At 53.4% G+C, this 15,544-nt stretch carries 12 protein-coding genes and 1 pseudogene; 9 read left to right on the top strand and 4 right to left on the bottom strand.

What is annotated here, in order from left to right:
- Positions 1–77 precede the first annotated feature (77 nt).
- The 5 genes and pseudogenes from RT657_RS07840 (at position 78) to RT657_RS07820 (ending at position 3,599) form a co-directional block, all read left to right on the top strand.
- Positions 78–1,556 carry a SulP family inorganic anion transporter gene (locus tag RT657_RS07840; RefSeq protein ID WP_313653537.1) on the top strand — a complete coding sequence of 493 codons (1,479 nt, stop codon included), beginning with the start codon at positions 78–80 and terminating at the stop codon, positions 1,554–1,556.
- 18 nt (positions 1,557–1,574) lie between these two features.
- Positions 1,575–2,402, top strand: a pseudogene (locus tag RT657_RS07835) (universal stress protein).
- A 116-nt stretch (positions 2,403–2,518) separates the two neighbouring features.
- Positions 2,519–2,731, top strand: a complete 213-nt coding sequence (locus RT657_RS07830; protein WP_313653536.1) for a hypothetical protein — start codon at positions 2,519–2,521, stop codon at positions 2,729–2,731.
- A 66-nt stretch (positions 2,732–2,797) separates the two neighbouring features.
- Positions 2,798–3,115: an MFS transporter gene (locus RT657_RS07825; RefSeq protein WP_313653702.1), complete on the top strand. Its 318-nt coding sequence runs from the start codon at positions 2,798–2,800 to the stop codon at positions 3,113–3,115.
- On the top strand, positions 3,060–3,599 hold the full coding sequence (locus RT657_RS07820; RefSeq protein WP_313653535.1) for an integrase core domain-containing protein: 540 nt from the start codon (positions 3,060–3,062) through the stop codon (positions 3,597–3,599). The genes RT657_RS07825 and RT657_RS07820 overlap by 56 nt, the downstream gene beginning before the upstream one ends.
- Positions 3,600–3,699: 100 nt before the next feature.
- Here the strand turns inward: RT657_RS07820 and iraP are convergent, their stop codons facing one another.
- Positions 3,700–4,047 carry an anti-adapter protein IraP gene (iraP, locus tag RT657_RS07815; RefSeq protein WP_313653534.1) on the bottom strand — a complete coding sequence of 116 codons (348 nt, stop codon included), beginning with the start codon at positions 4,045–4,047 and terminating at the stop codon, positions 3,700–3,702.
- Positions 4,048–4,545: 498 nt separating this feature from the next.
- On the bottom strand, positions 4,546–6,684 hold the full coding sequence (locus tag RT657_RS07810) for an AAA family ATPase (RefSeq protein ID WP_313653531.1): 2,139 nt from the start codon (positions 6,682–6,684) through the stop codon (positions 4,546–4,548).
- Between the two features lie 527 nt (positions 6,685–7,211).
- Between RT657_RS07810 and RT657_RS07805 the strand changes: the two genes are divergently transcribed.
- Positions 7,212–8,426 (top strand): type II restriction endonuclease, encoded by a 1,215-nt coding sequence (locus RT657_RS07805; protein ID WP_313653699.1) that lies wholly within the window; start codon positions 7,212–7,214, stop codon positions 8,424–8,426.
- A gap of 34 nt (positions 8,427–8,460) precedes the next feature.
- On the opposite strand, the gene RT657_RS07800 is transcribed toward RT657_RS07805, so the two are convergent.
- Positions 8,461–9,894: a DNA cytosine methyltransferase gene (locus RT657_RS07800; protein WP_313653530.1), complete on the bottom strand. Its 1,434-nt coding sequence runs from the start codon at positions 9,892–9,894 to the stop codon at positions 8,461–8,463.
- 306 nt (positions 9,895–10,200) lie between these two features.
- Positions 10,201–11,064, bottom strand: a complete 864-nt coding sequence (locus tag RT657_RS07795) for an alpha/beta hydrolase (RefSeq protein ID WP_313653529.1) — start codon at positions 11,062–11,064, stop codon at positions 10,201–10,203.
- A gap of 685 nt (positions 11,065–11,749) precedes the next feature.
- Here RT657_RS07795 and RT657_RS07790 point away from each other — a divergent pair.
- The 3 genes from RT657_RS07790 to RT657_RS07780 are packed head-to-tail and all read left to right on the top strand — an operon-like array spanning position 11,750 to position 15,515.
- Entirely contained in the window at positions 11,750–12,238 is a 489-nt protein-coding gene (locus RT657_RS07790) for a 2Fe-2S iron-sulfur cluster-binding protein (protein ID WP_313653528.1), read from the top strand.
- Positions 12,235–13,224 (top strand): xanthine dehydrogenase family protein subunit M, encoded by a 990-nt coding sequence (locus tag RT657_RS07785; protein ID WP_313653527.1) that lies wholly within the window; start codon positions 12,235–12,237, stop codon positions 13,222–13,224. The genes RT657_RS07790 and RT657_RS07785 overlap by 4 nt, the downstream gene beginning before the upstream one ends.
- Entirely contained in the window at positions 13,221–15,515 is a 2,295-nt protein-coding gene (locus RT657_RS07780) for a xanthine dehydrogenase family protein molybdopterin-binding subunit (protein ID WP_313653525.1), read from the top strand. The genes RT657_RS07785 and RT657_RS07780 overlap by 4 nt, the downstream gene beginning before the upstream one ends.
- Positions 15,516–15,544 lie beyond the last annotated feature (29 nt).

The following is a 15,544-nucleotide window of genomic DNA, read 5'->3' as shown; positions in this document are numbered from 1 at the left end:
CGTCTGCGGATGTGCTTTTTCGCACCTGAAATTTTAGCCCTCACGGGCTGACTGTATTCAAAATCTGAGAAATTAATATGCTGCTGTCCTCAACGCGTAAGGACTGGCTGGGCAACGTCCGTGGTGACGTGCTCGCCGGTATCGTCGTCGCGCTCGCGCTGATTCCTGAAGCGATCGCGTTTTCCATCATTGCCGGCGTCGACCCGCAGGTTGGCCTCTATTCGGCATTCTGTATTCCCGTGGTAATGGCTATCTTTGGCGGACGCCCCGCCATGATCTCATCGGCTACCGGTGCCATGGCGCTGCTGATGATAACCCTGGTGAAAGACCACGGCCTGCAGTATCTGCTGGCGGCGTCGGTGCTTACCGGCTTGTTGCAACTGGCCGCCGGCTACCTGAAGCTTGGCAGCCTGATGCGCTATGTGTCGCGCTCTGTCGTGACGGGGTTCGTCAACGCGCTGGCTATTCTGATATTCATGGCGCAGCTACCGGAGCTGACAAACGTGACCTGGCACGTTTATGCGCTCACCGCCGCTGGCCTGGCAATCATCTACCTCTTTCCGTACCTCAATAGAACCATTCCCTCTCCGCTGGTCTGTATTGTGGTCCTGACCGCCATTTCAATGTGGTTGCACCTGGACGTGCGCACCGTAGGCGACATGGGCAAACTGCCTGACAGCCTGCCGGTGTTCCTTATTCCAGACATTCCGCTGAATCTGGAAACACTGCTGATTATTCTGCCTTACTCTGCCGGCCTTGCCGTTGTGGGACTGCTGGAGTCGATGATGACCGCCACTATCGTGGACGACATGACCGACACCCCGAGCGATAAAAACCGCGAGTGCAAGGCGCAGGGCATCGCCAACGTCTGCACGGCGTTTATCGGCGGGATGGCGGGCTGCGCCATGATTGGTCAGTCGGTGATTAACGTGAAGTCCGGCGGGCGCGGGCGTCTCTCCACCCTGACGGCCGGGCTGGTGCTGCTCTGCCTGATCATTTTCCTTCGCGACGAGGTATCGCAGATCCCGATGGCGGCGCTGGTCGCCGTCATGATTATGGTTTCCATCGGCACCTTCTCCTGGCGATCCATTACCGATCTGCGCCGCCATCCGCTGTCAACCAGCGTAGTCATGCTGGCAACCGTGGCGGTAGTGGTAACGACCGATAACCTGGCTTTCGGCGTGCTGACCGGGGTACTGATTGCCTCACTTAACTTTGCAACCAAAGTGGCGCACTTCATGACGGTCAGGTCGTCACTGGAGGGCGATACCCGGACCTATACCGTGACCGGGCAGGTCTTTTTTGCCTCAGCCGATCGTTTTATGAGCCACTTTGACTTCAGAGAAGCGGCAGAGCGCGTGGTCATTGACGTAACGCATGCTCACTTCTGGGACATCACCGCCGTAAGCGCGCTGGATAAGGCGGTGATTAAGTTCCGCCGGGAAGGCGCTGAGGTGGAAATACCGGGCATGAACGACGCCACCCGCACCCTCGTTGACCGTTTCGGCGTACATGACAGGCCGGAAGAGGCGGAAAAACTGATGGGCGGTCACTAACCGACAGGAGATGAAGCTATGAACAATACCATTGTGGCCTGTGTGGACGGCTCACCGTCAACCGGATCGGTCTGTGACTACGCGGCATGAGCTGCCGCCGGCCTTTCCGCGCCGCTGGCCCTGCTGCACGTGCTGGAAAAAGACGGACATCCGGCCGTCTCTGACCTGAGCGGCAGTATTGGCATCGACAGCAAAGAGCTGCTGACTGAAGAGCTTGTGCGCGTGGAGGGTGAGCGCAGCCGCCTGCTCATGGCGCAGGGAAAAGCTATCCTCACTGCCTGCGCTGAGCGTCTGGCACGGGCGGGACGCCCGGAGGTACGCCTGCTGCAGATGCACGGCGCTCTGGACGAAATCCTTGCCGGGCTGGATGACGTCAGGCTGATGGTGCTTGAGCGGCGAGGTGAGAAACACCCTGTGGGCAGTCAGCTGGAAAGCGTCATCCGTCTGCAGAAAGAGCCGGTGCTGGTCGTGCCGGAAACGTTCAGCGCGCCTTCCCGGGTGCTCTTTGCCTGGGACGGCAGCGAAGCCAGCCACAGAAATCTGACCCGGCTGAGCGTCAGCCCGCTGTTTCAGGGCCTGACCTGCCATGTTGTGAGGGTGAACGGCGACGATGCTTCACTCCGTGATGCGCAGCGGATCCTGCAGGCGGCCGGCATCAATGCAGAGTTCAGGATGATTCAGGATGAATCCGTCTCGCGCGGGCTGTGCCGTTACGCCGGGGAGAACGGCATGAACCTGATCGTAATGGGAGCCTGGGGGCACTCCCGGCTGCGCCAGTTCTTTATCGGCAGCCACACGACAGCGATGCTGACTGAATGCCGTCATCCTCTGCTGATGCTGCGTTAAACCTTACGGGCCTGCAATCGCGGGTCCTTTTCCTAATCTGGCCCCCATAACCAATACTACAGGTCCGGGGCTCCTCATCTGCGCAGCGCCTTTATTAACCACGCTCAGGGAAAACCATGCGTCAGCTTTTTCGCTTCTTGTATCAGCACGGCAGCCATCTCGCTTTTGGCGCAATACTGATGGCGATGTCGAGTTTCGGTCAGACATATTTTGTATCGCTTTACGGCCAGGATCTGCGTCAGGCTTTCGGTCTCAGCGACGGCGGGCTGGGTGGACTCTATGCCGCCGGCACCGTGATGAGTGCTGTCACCCTGACCTGGGCCGGCTGATTGAGTACATACACCACCCCCCGGTTATTTACTCTGGCGGTTACCCTGCTGCTGCTGATGGCGTGACTGCTGGTCTCCGGTGCGCAGGCGGCATGGATACTTTGTGCAGGCTTCTACCTGCTTCGTCTCGGCGGACAACTAATGGTACATACCGCCCTGACCGCGACCGCACGCCAGTTCCCACTGGACGCCGGTAAGGCGCTGGGTGCTATCGCGCTGGGTCTGTCGCTGGCGCTGGCGCTGTTGCCGGTAGCGGCCGTGCAGATTAACCATCTGGCGGGGTGGCGCATAGCCTGGCTGATAAACGCTGTGGTGCTGATTACAGGCGTTGTGCTGGCCATCAGCTGCGTCCCGCGCGCAGCTGAAACGCCCCGGCCGCAATAATTCTGCGCTGAAACGTCAACTCCGACTGCAGGAGCCGCATCCCATTTACGCATGGGAGAGGGATGTTGACTCCGATGCGCTGTCTGAGGGGCGCCAGCTTCGCCTGCTGACGTTAATCGATCTCTGCACGCACGAATGTCCGGAGATCGGCGTAGGCCAGAACCTGCGTTCATCAGAAGTGGCTGCGATTCTGAATATCCTCGCGTTGAGACGTCCGCTATTGCAGCACCTGAACACAGATAATGGCTTTGAATTTGCAGGAAAAATGCCGGGTAAGTGGGTGTATGAACGTGATATCCGTATTGACTTCTCGCGGCCAGGTACGCCCACGGATAATGCCACGGTGGAATCATTCAACGGCAGGTTGCGTCAGGAGTGCCTGGCGGAGAACTGGTTTATTTCGATGGAGGATGCCCGGTGCAAAATCGAGGCATGGCACATACACTATAACCAGAGTCGCCCCCATTCTGCGCTGGGGTGTTGATAAAGTTTATACCTGTATCCTGTATTTATTTTAAATAAGCTGCCTGGGCGCAAATTCGTTCAGGGGGTGGTTCTCATTCGGCACATTACTGTTCTGAAATTTATTGCTCAGTGAGGGTTGCCACGCCGTTCAGTTTATCAAGACCCTCATGATTGATTTCAGTATCCGCACTGTCTACTGCCGTGGAGATACTTAACAGGCTCTGCAACTCGCTTAACAGAATTGCGGCATCTGATTTCAGCACCTCATCGGACTCAGCGGAGTCAATCACGGTATTGATAGCCTTGTTCGCGCTTTCAATCATCTCTGTTACGCCACCCTGGCGGCTTACAGCCAGAACAAGCGCGCTGATGAGTAGTGACTGCGCCTCGACGCGTGCTGTCAGTTGCTTCAAATCTGCATCAATGTTGGAAATTTTGGCCAGCATGCTTAGTACAACGTTTTTCATAGCTTCCGCTCCGGTTAAAAAACCTGATTTTAACGGTCTATATCAGCCCCGCCTATAGAAATGCTCTGAATATTTATCGCTTTACCGGGAATGAGGATGACCTGCAAATCACGGCTAATCACCGAAGCTGTTGGTAAAATTTAGGATGGGTTACAGTAATTTTTGTAAATTACACGTCCGCTATGTGCCAGAAGCGGACATTACTAAATCACAATGCGTTATGGTCAACATCAGAATGCGGCCCTTATGTTGTGACGTGCGGTCTGGCCTAAATGCAGTTGCACCACAATGCCTCGTGGGGTATGAGGTGGCGTTACCTTAGTACCGTCAGCACTCTGAACGTCAGGCCCAGCCGCGAGGACCGGAAGCTCATCAGGTCGCTGCGGCAGGGAAAAACGATCCGGGCAACAGACCGTAATCGCCTACTGGCTGTTATTGGCCTTGGCTGGGGCCGCACTGAAAACTGATGCACATTAATATATTTTCGCCTACGACAGATCAGGCAATTTCTTCCAGTGCGTCGTCATTTGCCGGTGGAGGAGGAAGTATAAGCGCGTCGCACTCCCTGATGACATATTCAGGAATGAGATCAAACCGGGCGGGATCCAGCTGACAGATAAATTCATTTTCAATGTGATAGGTCTCGTTCATGAATTTACGTATGACTGCATTTTCGAGTCCGGTGTGAAGCAGCCTGAACACCTGCAGTTTCTCGTAGCCATTACTGCAGAGCAGATAAAGCGCACGTATACGATCCGGTTCGGTGATCTGAACGAAAGTGGCTTGATAGTTAAAGCCGGGTATGCGATCGGCGATTGCCTGGCAACCGCTGGCAACTTTTTCTGCAGACATTTTGGGATGTCCCACTCCCTGCACAATGGGTTCACGGGTATCTATGGGCGTTTCGCGGTGATGAAACAGGTTTGACAGCACCTGATAGGCATCACCGAGGTCGTCTATAATTTCATAATGTCGGCGAAGATAGATCAGCTTAATGATGTCTTCACTGTCAGAGTCAGTAACAGACTGGCAGATCTGAGCAAAAGTGCGTATATCACTTTCACCGATGAGCTGCTCAGTGATGCAGCCTGAACTGTAGCGCAAGTGAGAGGCCGTAACCAGATTACTAAACAGCTTCCTGACGGACTTAAGCGTATCAATAATAGGCTCAACATCGTGAGTCAGCATCAGTACCGTTTTATTTTTAAGGCACTCACCGGTATTGCGGCGAAACAGCATCTCCAGGATGGCAAATTTCTTGTTTTTATCAAACGATGAAATCGGGTCGTCAAGAATGATCAGGCCCGGCTTTTTGGCTAGGCATTCATACATAAACAGAACGATGGCAAAGGCATTGCGTTCACCGTAACTGAGATGCTGGCTCCCGCCGCTGACGTAGCCGTCAAAGTCTTCGTGGCGCAGTTTCAGCCGGCATTTATCGCCTTCCCCTGTGATATCCACCTGATAACGATATCCGGCGTATGCCAGAAAGGTATTGATATCGGTTTTATGCTTAAGGATCAGCTTCTGCATGCCCTGACGCTGCTTATTTATTTGACCCTGCAAACGTCCGGCCTGCGTTGCTAGGTCGTCTAAAGAGATATTGAGACTGGCCACGGTGCGGGCCGTTTTATCCGACTGCAGCTCCGGAAAAAACTTGACGTCTAGGCGACAGGCTTCCAGAGCAGCCTTGACGTTGGTTGAAGCGCTGAACGTAAAGCCGTTAAGAGTCTTAAGAGTATTTAGCATATTTATCAGGCTGTCTGTCTGCTTCTTCACTGTCACGAGATATTCTTCGTGCTGTTTTTCCAGCCCACTCTTTGAGGTCGTAATATCAGCGAGGCGGGCGCGGGCAGGCTCTGAAAAATATTCGCCGAGTTTATCTAGCACACCGATCAGGCCGATCAGGTTTTTAATGACAGCCTTATCATACTCTGCGCTGACGCGACTAATCTGCTCGGCCTTTTCACGGGAGTCGCCAGTACAGAATGGACAGCAGCCGTCGGATAGCGCAGAGAATTTCTCATACCCCCGAGTCTGCCACTCGATCCACTCTACGCTGCTTTTACTTTGGATGTACGGCCTATAAGATTCCAAACCGTCGGGAATGTGCTGAAGCTTGTTGCCATCTGATAAGCCTTTCATACCGGTAGACGTTTTTGCAATCCCGGTACTACTCAGCTTAAACGCGGCGCTTAGTTCCCCCAGGTGAGTGATGAATTCTTCAAGCTCGACGTTATCAGCAAACTGTTGTCGTATGGCAACGACCATGGCTTCAATTTCGCGTTCTGTCTCATGATACGCGTCACTTTTGATGAAGATATCAAAACTATTACTTACTAACTCGTCTGGTTGAAACGTGAATTGATCGACATATTTTTCATTAAAACACATGACGTTTTGCAGACCATCGACACCAGTTACCCCGGGCTGTACTGCATCGGGATTAAAACTACGATATCTGAACGGAAGCAGGTCACTGAGTCCCTGTGCATCCCCATTTACCGTACACTGAATCGCGCGTGAAATGGTGCTTTTTCCGGTGCCGTTAGGCGCAAATTTAATATTTAATTTTTTTTCTGCCAGAGTGATATTTGCTTTATCAATGTTATTACAGCAATTAATTTCAATTTCCATACCTAATCCTTTACGGCAAAGACACTGAGTTGGCCCCATGTATTGCAGGGCCGATTAATTATTTAATCTGACGCCAGAACATATAAACACCATTTCATTTTTAGGTAAAGCACTCCGGCAGTCGCACTTGGTACCGCAGCTCCAGAGCATTTTTTTATAGGGAGTGTGTACGGCGTTTGTTATGACTTTTTATTAAGCTGTCATTTGTTAAAACTCGGTAAAAACATACTAAAATGACCAATATATAGCTGGTACAGAAGAAAGCGGTGTTCCTGTGCCCAAGTGAAGGGAAAGGTATCAGCTCGCTTGCCCGTGAATTCGACACCACAAAGCAGACCTTTCTAAGGGTATGAGCGGTGATGGAAAAAGCTGATGCTCGCTCGTGGGCTGCTTTGCAATGTATGTCAGCTTTGTGCAAGATCCCAGAGTGCTGACCTATACAGAGCAGCATAATATTGAGAAGCCTTGCTGGCTGCTTTCATCTGACTGTGAAAAAATGGCGTTCTGAATTTCAGGACAACAGAGGGATATGTATGTCGGCTTTTCATAACTGGTTACTTGAAATCGCAGTCGGGAATTACTTCGTTTATATCAAACGACTTTCCGCTAATGACACCGGCGCCACGGGGGGCCATCAGGTCGGCCTTTATATTCCTTCCGGTATCGTTGAAAAGCTGTTTCCGTCTATCAACCATACCCTTGACCTCAACCCTTCGGTCTTTCTCACCGCACATGTGTCATCTCATGACTGCCCGGACAGCGAGGCCCGTGCGATTTATTACAATGGCCGGCATTTTGGTAAAACCCGAAATGAAAAAAGGATTACACGCTGGGGAAGAGGCAGCCCGCTTCAGGATCCTGAAAATACCGGGGCCCTGACGCTTCTGGCCTTCAGGCTTGATGAGCACGGCGGGGACAGCACGTCTGTAGACATCTGGGTCTGCGTCAGCCCGGATGAAGAGGACGTTATTGAGACCGCTATCGGTGAAGTCATCCCCGGCACGCTTATATCCGGGCCTGCCGATCGCATTCTGGGCGGTCTGTCTCTGCAGCAGGCGCCTGTTAATCATAAATACGTTATCCCGGAGGGCTGGCAGCATTGCTTCCCGTCAGGGAATGAAATTATTGAGTATGCAGCCGGGCATTACGTGAAAAACTCGCACGATCCGGATGAGCAGCTTATTGACCGCCGGCGCGTCGAGTACGATATCTTTCTCCTTGTAGAGGAACTCCACGTTCTGGACATCATCCGCAAAGGTTTTGGCTCCGTGGATGAATTTATTGCGCTGGCTAACTCCGTCAGCAATCGCCGTAAATCCCGGGCCGGTAAGTCACTGGAACTGCATTTGGAGAATCTTTTCATTGAGCATGGGCTAAGGCATTTCGCTACTCAGGCAGTCACGGAGGGCAATAAAAAGCCCGACTTTCTGTTCCCCTCCGCCGAGGCTTACCATGACGCTGAGTTTCCTGCAGACAATCTGCGCATGCTGGCCGTCAAAACCACCTGTAAAGACCGCTGGCGCCAGATTCTGAATGAAGCCAACAGAATTTCTCCGGTTCACCTGTTTACGCTGCAGGAGGGCGTATCACAGGCACAGTACAGAGAAATGAAGGCGGAAGGGGTCAGGTTGGTTGTGCCATCATCCTTACATAAAAAATATCCGGAAGCGGTAAGGGCAGAATTAATAACGCTGGGCACCTTTATTGCTGAGCTCACAGGGCTTTACGCCGATCTTCCTTAAGTAATCTCCCGGCATACCCTGCCGGGAGGTGCACTCAGATGTGCTCCGCCTTATCTGCATTAGCAGAAACGGCTTTCAAAATGTAAGGCTCCAGCAGTCTCGCAACCGCTTCAAACACAGGGACCACTACGGAGTTACCGAACTGACGGTATGACTGCGTGTCCGACACTGGAATACGGAAAGGCCTGCCGTCGGGCTTCTCGAAGCCCATGAGGCGCGCGCACTCACGCGGCGTCAATCTGCGTGGCCGATGCGCCTGATTTTCTTCATTCGCGAAATCTGTTTCACCCACAGCCATATCCCAGCCACGATCAATCAGAATTTCAGATCCGTCTTTGTGATAACGGGCAGAAAGCGTACGGGCAACGCTTTCCCTGTTTTCAGGGGTTACTAGGCCAAAACCGAAGCCATTTCCCTTAGCCGCGTGCTTTTTGGCGTAGTTGTAAAGGTACTCCCAGAGCTTCGGCGTCAGGATATATTTGCTGTCCACCACGGGCTCCAGCAGCTCGCCAAATGACGGCCGCTGCTCCGGATAAAAACGACTGACGTCCCGTAGGGTAAAACCCTGGTGAATATTCAGATCGCGGCGGAAACCAACCAGTACGATACGTTCACGGTGCTGAGGCAGGAAATGCTTTCCGTCGATGACTTTAGGATCACTTTTACCCATGTCAGCCGCATCGGCCACTTCATAACCCAGCTCGTCCAGGGTCTCCATGATGACTTTAAAGGTTTTACCCTTGTCATGGCTCTTTAGATTTTTGACGTTTTCCAGCACAAAGACAGCCGGCTTCTTAGCGCGGATAATGCGCGCGACATCAAAGAAAAGCGTTCCCTGCGCTTCACATTCGAAACCGTGCGCCCGGCCTAGTGAATTTTTCTTACTTACTCCAGCCAGGCTGAACGGCTGGCACGGGAAACCGGCCAAAAGTACATCATGATCCGGCACGTGCTCGTCAATGTAGGCATAAGCATCGGTTTCGGGTACTTCAGGTCTGTCACTGAGCGTCACCTCCCGAATGTCGAGATTAAATGTGTGCGCATGCTCATCATTAAACCAGTTGGCTTTATACGTGCGCACAGCCTCTTTATTCCATTCGCTGGTAAAAACGCACTGACCGCCGATGCCCTCAAACCCTTTTCGTATACCGCCAATGCCGGCAAAAAGGTCAATAAACCGGAAGGCATAGTCTGGGTGATGCGCAGGCGCTTCCGGCAGCATCTTTTGCAAAAGTGATTCTTCTGCTGACGTCAGCGACTTTGGCGGGCACTTACCATTAATCCAGCGATTAAGCGTCTCGCGACTCCACTCATTTTTACCGACTTTTCTGAGCAGCTCTGCCACGTATTTCTGATCATAGATTTCCAGTACCCGCTTGATGAGTTGTTTATCATTTTCCTGTCGCAACTTTTCTTCCATTTCGGCTTTTTCAAGCAGATTCTGCGCTAATAATTCAAATTCAGACATAGCACCTCCAAAGGGTCTTCTGGGTGAAACTTTATCACTCATTTGACCCAGATAAAAGGTTTGCATGTATATTTAGACAGTATTTGTAATTGATCTAGCTAGTCGCTTGAACTTTTTACAATAAATTTCAAGGGTGGCTTAATTGAATTAGGCCGTTGGATAACGTGAAGAGTGATAAGAATGCGTTACTGGTATGTCTTGTAGGGACTAAAAGTCTGGTATTCGCACAAAACTGACCGTCATCCTTGTGCAAGGAGCGAACCTTTTACTACTTCCAGATGCTAACAAACATGGTACAGGGAATTGCTAACTGTGTTGTAAAAGAAAATTTTGAAGCTCAGCAGCGACTACTTCTGGTGCCTCTTCGGCCATGTGGTGACCGCTGGCTATCGCTTTTCCCCGTACATGTGGCGCCCAGCTTTTCCAGATACCCAAGATGTCGCCGTAAATATCTTCCAGATCATCAAATTTTGACCATAAACAGAGAGTAGGGCATTCAATCATCCGCCCATTTTGACGATCATTAAGCTCATGCTCTTTGTCTATATAAAATCCGGCACGATAGTCTTCGAGCATCCCATGTACAGTTTCCGGGTCGTGAATAGCTTTTCTGAACTCAAGGTACTCTTCATTTCCCATCGTTTCAGGCTGGCCTCCATACCACTTATCAGGATCAGCAAGTATTGCCCGCTCCGGTTTTTCTGGCTGAGCAAAGAAAAACCAGTGATACCACTGCCGGGCAAACTTATCATTACACCTATTGAGGGCTTCAAGTATTGGAATGCAATCCAGTACGGCAAGCCGTGTGATTCGATCTGGATAGTCAAGAGCAGCTCTGTAAGCTGTGTAACTCCCTCTGTCATGCCCAACAAGCGCAAATTGCTCAAAACCAAGCTGACTCATCAACTCAATGCAATCTCTTGCTTTAGCTCTTTTAGAAGAACCAGCATGATCGCACTGATCAGCCGGCTTTGATGATTGGCCGAACCCCCGCAAATCAGGACATACGACGGTAAATGATTTGGCCAGCTCGGGAGCCACTTTTGACCAGGTTACATGGGTACGAGGGTGTCCATGCAATAACAGAACAGGTGGTCCACTACCCCCATAGCGCACATTGAGCTCTGCTTCTGAAAGGATGACTCGTGTATGTGTAAATTCCTCAAACATTTGCTGTTTCCCACGCCAGTAGTGTGGAGATAATCATAGGCTGCTGTTTAATCGGGCACTTTGTTACGTAAGGGGCCGAGCAGAATTAATCTCTTACGACGAGACTGGTGATACAAAGCAAGGTGACATTGTGGACAAAATTTTAAAATGAACGTCCGCTTTTCACTCATAGCGGACGATAAGCTGGCTGCTGTGGCTAACATTGCAGCTGCCATCAGATCCTGGCCGTCAGGTCCGAACCCCGCAGGGATTCGGCAGAGCTTACTGGCACTGCCGTTTAGCGCAGTGGGGCTGACGTCCCGGCAGCGCCGGAGAACCAGAGGGGATCACTAGGTTTTTGATACTGATGCTCGCTTTTCGCTCACACCCCGCAATCCTCACTCCCATCTATCCGGTCTTTTCGTTTAAACGTCCTTTACACCGGCCAGCCAGATACCTCAACCCTGACTGCAGGCACATCTGCACCCGGCCCTGAAGCAGGGCCCTGACGCTTTTATGCCACTTTCCGCTTCGGATAACGCTGACTTTTACCCACCTTCCCACCAGACTGCCAAAAAGCTGCTAAACCTTAATGACAGAGATAAGCGCGTAAAGATTAGGGTTATCACCATTTCCCCGATTTCACTCCCGTCAGAAACACAAATAACAATTACATCTTTTAGCCCCCAACAATGGGAAGCAGACAATGTCGGAAAAAATATCGCTAACAATGCAGGTTAATGGCCAGTCGCACCCGATGCAGGTCGATCCCCGGGTCACCTTACTCGATGCGCTGCGTGAGCATCTCAATCTGACCGGCACCAAGAAAGGGTGCGACCAAGGACAATGCGGCGCCTGTACCGTACTGATCAATGGCCAGCGGGTGCTGAGCTGCCTGACGCTGGCCGTCCAGGCCGAGGGTGCTGAAGTCACCAGCATAGAGGGTCTGGCCTCTGCTGAAGGTGAACTGCATCCGGTGCAGCGCTGTTTCATGGAAAACGATGCCTTCCAGTGCGGCTACTGCACACCGGGTCAGATCATGTCTGCCGTCGCCTGCATCAAAGAGGGGCATGCCGGTTCGGATGATGAGATCCGTGAATATATGAGCGGCAACCTCTGCCGTTGTGGGGCTTATCCGCACATTGTGGATGCCATCCGACAGGCTGCGGCTGAAATGGCGAAGGAGTCCGTATGAACGAATTCAGCTGGAAAACTGCGCACTCGCCTGAAGAGGCGGCCACGCTAAAGCAATCAGGCAGTCAGCTGCTGGCGGGCGGCACCACGCAGCTTGATCTGATGAAGTGTGGTGTCTTTACGCCCCCACAGCTTATTGGCATCACCGGTCTGAGCGCGTTTAAAAGCCTTGCGTTTGATGATCAGAAGATCACCGCCGGTGCGCTGGTCACCATGAGCCAGCTGGCTGAACATCCTGATTGCCAGCAGAACGCGCCAGCCATTTATGAAAGCCTCTGGCAGGCGGCGTCGCCACAGATCCGTAATATGGCGACGCTGGGCGGTAATCTGCGCCAGCGCACGCGCTGTAATTATTACCGCGATCCGGCGACGTTTTCGGCCTGTAACAAACGTCAGCCCGGCTCCGGCTGCGCCGCATTAGACGGCGTCAACAGCAATCATGCCATTCTGGGGGCCAGTGAAAGCTGTATCGCTGTCTATCCCGGCGATCTGGCCGTTGCGCTGGTGGCTTTTGACGCGATTGTGGTGCTACAGAACGCACAGGGCGACACGCGCCGGGTAGCAATGGATGATTTCTTCCTGCTGCCGGGTGACACGCCAGATCGTGAACACGACCTGCGTGATGATGAAATCATTATCGCTATCGAAGTGCCACAAACAGAGGCGCTGCGTCGTTCTCATTACCTCAAGGTTCGCGATCGCAGCTCTTACGAATTCGCGGCTGCCAGTGCAGCTGCGGGCTTCGCGCTGGAAAAAGGTGTTATGCGTCAGGTGCATATTGCGCTGGGCGGCGTAGCGACCAAACCCTGGCGGGTCAGGTCGGTTGAGCAGGCGCTGGAAGGCCAGCCGTTCAGTGAAGAAACGGTGTTCCGGGCCGCAGAGCTGATCACCCAGGAGACACAGGCGCTGACGCACAACGCCTACAAAGTAAAACTCGCGCCGCGTGTCATTGCACGCGCGCTGATGGCAGCAGGAGAGACCGCATGAGTGACCTGAAGGACACATCACGTCAGGAATTAACGGAGCCGGCCAGCGCCGTTCAGGGACTGGGTGCGGCGCGTGCGCGCGGTGACGGTAAGGTGAAAGTGACCGGTGAGGCGCGCTATGCGGTTGAGCATCAGCCGGACAATCCACTTTACGGCGTGGTGATTCAGTCTACCGTCGCCAGCGGCCGCATCAGCCGTATGTCGACGGAGAAAGCGCAGCAGGCTGCAGGCGTGGTGGCCATTTACACCCATCTTAATCCACTGAAAATTATCAAACCTACCGCCATTGCGGACGGCGGCGCAGCGCAGTCAACCTACACCCCGATTCAGGACGATAAGATCATTCATAACGGCCAGAACATCGGTCTGGTGGTAGCAGAAACCTTTGAGCAGGCAACCTGGGCCGCCTCGCTGGTGGAGATTGAGTATGAAACCGACTCAGCACTGATCTTTGCCACCGATGAGGGCGTCGAACCAAAACCGGTATCGAAGCAGGATATCGACATGGGCGATGCGCAGCAGGCTATGCAGCAGGCCGAGGTGCGCCTCAGTGAACGTTATACCACACCGCGTGAATACAACATGCCGATGGAGCCGCACGCCTGTGTGGCACAGTGGCAGGATGGGCGCATGACCGTCTGGGAACCCAGCCAGTGGGTTGCCGGTGCACAGGTGGAAATCGCTGAATGGATGGGCATTGATGTCGAAAGCGTGCGGATTATCTCGCCTTACGTCGGGGGTGGATTTGGTTCTAAGCCGGTGCCGTATACGCACGTCGCCCTGGCCAGCGTCGCGTCGCGCGCGCTGAATCGTGCGATCAAAGTGTCGCTGACCCGTCCACAAACTTTTACCGGTCTTGGCGGCCGCCCGGCCACCTCGCAGCAGCTGGAGCTGGGTGCTTCACGTGACGGTAAGATTCAGGCAATTATCCAGCGCAGCTTCAGTGAAACCTCATTAATCGATGTCTTTGCTGAAAACTGCAGCAAAGTTACCGCACGCATGTATGCGGTTGAGAACGTCTCCGCGCAGCATGAAGTCCGGCCCATCAACACCGTTACGCCAGGCTGGATGCGTGCGCCGGGTGAAAACCCGAGTGCCTTTGGTCTGGAGGTGGCGATGGATGAGATGGCTTATGCACTCGACATTGATCCGCTGGAACTGCGTCTGCGCAACTGGGCGGACAAAGATTATCAGCTCGACCTGCCCTGGAGTTCACGACGTCTCAAAGAAGCCTATCAGAAAGGGGCAGAGGCCTTTGGCTGGGATAAACGGATTATGGCACCGCGCTCAATGCGGGAAGGGCGTGAACTGATTGGCTGGGGCATGGCTTCCGGCACCTATCCGGTTAATAAATTGCCGGCAGAGGCAAAAATCATTCTGACGGCAGAGGGCAAATTTACCGTGCAGTGTGCCGGAGCAGATATTGGCACCGGCACCTATACCATTCTGGCGCAGACGGCGGCAGACATTCTGAACGTGGCGTCGACCGCTATCCATGTAGAGCTGGGCGATACCGAGCTGCCGCGTGCGGGGGTGGCCGGAGGATCACAGCTGGCCGGTAACGTGACCGCCGCCGTGGATGACACCGCCAGACGCATGCGTGACCAGTTGCTGAAGCTGGCCAGCGAATTGCCACAGTCACCCCTCAACGGCACGCCGGTTTCAGCGCTGACCTTAAAGGGCGATGGCGTGCAGGGTCAGGGCAGTGACCAGGTCCTCACGTTTGCGCAACTGGCCGCCCTGGCACCGGCGGCGAGTCTGACCGTCAAAGGCGGCACCTTCCCGGAAGAGATGTCGCAGGAAGAACGCGACAAGATGGTGCGTAATCTGAATGACATGAGCCGCCCGGAAAAATTCTCTGCTCATAGCTGGAGCGCACACTTTGTGGAAGTGCGGGTTGATGAAGATTTCGGCACTATCCGGGTTAAAAGGATGGTGGCGGCGCTGGACAGCGGTCGTCTCTATAACCCGAAACTGGCTCGCAGCCAGTGGATTGGCGGCATGATCATGGGCGTCGGCCAGGCGTTAATGGAAGAAGGCGTTGTCGATCCGCGTAATGGCCGGGTCATCAACAACAATCTGGCGGATTATCTGGTGCCGGTAAACGGCGATATTCCGGAGATCATCACGATTAACGTGGGCGAGCCGGACTTCGAGGCAACCACGATGGGCGGCAAACCTGTGGGTGAGCTGGGTATCGTGGGCGTGGCGGCCGCGATCAGTAATGCGGTGTTCCATGCGACCGGAAAGCGGGTCCGTGATCTGCCGATTACCCTCGACAAGCTGATCTGATAGGGTCGCTGACCCGTGATTGCGGGTCA

The organism is Pantoea sp. (assembly GCF_032114055.1).
GTDB lineage: Bacteria > Pseudomonadota > Gammaproteobacteria > Enterobacterales > Enterobacteriaceae > Pantoea.
This window is presented reverse-complemented; position numbering and strand designations above follow the sequence as displayed.

What these genes read in the sequence shown, in the direction of transcription:
- RT657_RS07840 (WP_313653537.1), top strand. Translation starts at nt 78, where the DNA reads ATGCTGCTGTCCTCAACGCGTAAGGACTGGCTGGGCAACGTCCGTGGT.
- RT657_RS07830 (WP_313653536.1), top strand. Translation starts at nt 2,519, where the DNA reads ATGCGTCAGCTTTTTCGCTTCTTGTATCAGCACGGCAGCCATCTCGCT.
- iraP (WP_313653534.1), bottom strand. Translation starts at nt 4,047, where the DNA reads ATGAAAAACGTTGTACTAAGCATGCTGGCCAAAATTTCCAACATTGAT.
- RT657_RS07810 (WP_313653531.1), bottom strand. Translation starts at nt 6,684, where the DNA reads ATGGAAATTGAAATTAATTGCTGTAATAACATTGATAAAGCAAATATC.
- RT657_RS07800 (WP_313653530.1), bottom strand. Translation starts at nt 9,894, where the DNA reads ATGTCTGAATTTGAATTATTAGCGCAGAATCTGCTTGAAAAAGCCGAA.
- RT657_RS07795 (WP_313653529.1), bottom strand. Translation starts at nt 11,064, where the DNA reads ATGTTTGAGGAATTTACACATACACGAGTCATCCTTTCAGAAGCAGAG.
- RT657_RS07790 (WP_313653528.1), top strand. Translation starts at nt 11,750, where the DNA reads ATGTCGGAAAAAATATCGCTAACAATGCAGGTTAATGGCCAGTCGCAC.
- RT657_RS07785 (WP_313653527.1), top strand. Translation starts at nt 12,235, where the DNA reads ATGAACGAATTCAGCTGGAAAACTGCGCACTCGCCTGAAGAGGCGGCC.
- RT657_RS07780 (WP_313653525.1), top strand. Translation starts at nt 13,221, where the DNA reads ATGAGTGACCTGAAGGACACATCACGTCAGGAATTAACGGAGCCGGCC.